Source organism: Parendozoicomonas callyspongiae, from assembly GCF_023502345.1.
Classification (GTDB): domain Bacteria; phylum Pseudomonadota; class Gammaproteobacteria; order Pseudomonadales; family Endozoicomonadaceae; genus Sansalvadorimonas; species Sansalvadorimonas callyspongiae.
Genome location: NZ_JAMFLX010000142.1, coordinates 1 through 598, shown reverse-complemented (window position 1 = coordinate 598; position 598 = coordinate 1). Strand labels below are relative to the sequence as shown.

General features: G+C 38.8%; 1 protein-coding gene. It reads right to left on the bottom strand.

The window, feature by feature from the left end:
• A partial coding sequence (locus M3P05_RS20685) for a hypothetical protein (protein ID WP_249702044.1) occupies positions 1-435 on the bottom strand: 435 nt, incomplete at its 3' end.
• Between the last annotated feature and the right edge of the window lie 163 nt (positions 436-598).

Here is a 598-nt window from a genome sequence, read left to right as displayed (position 1 = left end):
AAGAGTAGCGGCATGTTCCTTTGTAACTGTTTCGCTATTTACCAAATTTCCAAAGAAGCAAATGCCAGGTTTTCCTGCGTGTTTTGCAAATTCATCATCAGAGTCTGCGATAGTAACATCTCTAGGGCGACAGTTTTCATAAGTGTCAATTTGGATAAGATTGTCGACATATTTAAAACAAACGATATCTCTGACTTCCGTGATACTAATTTTACCAAGTTGATCCGGAATACAATCCATGACCGCATTTTCTCCGTACTCTTTTACATGATCAAAGCCACGGCAGTTATTGGCTAGTATCGGATGCCTACGTGAAATTTCATTTTTGACGGCTTCTAGAACTTTAAAATTTTCTTTTTTCTTTGAGTTTACTTTTAATGATTCTAACTCTTTATCTGTTTTTTTAGGTAAAGAGTTGATTAGTTTTACACACATATTTTCAGGTAACTAACTTTTGAAGTTTACGGGATGAATAGCAAAATTATTAATGCTTTCACTGTAAATAATTTGCGATTAGCTATAGGTCACGCAGCTAACGCCTGCTTCAGCCGCGCGCCGAAGGCGCGTCGGGTGGAGGGGCGAAGCCCCGGAACGAACA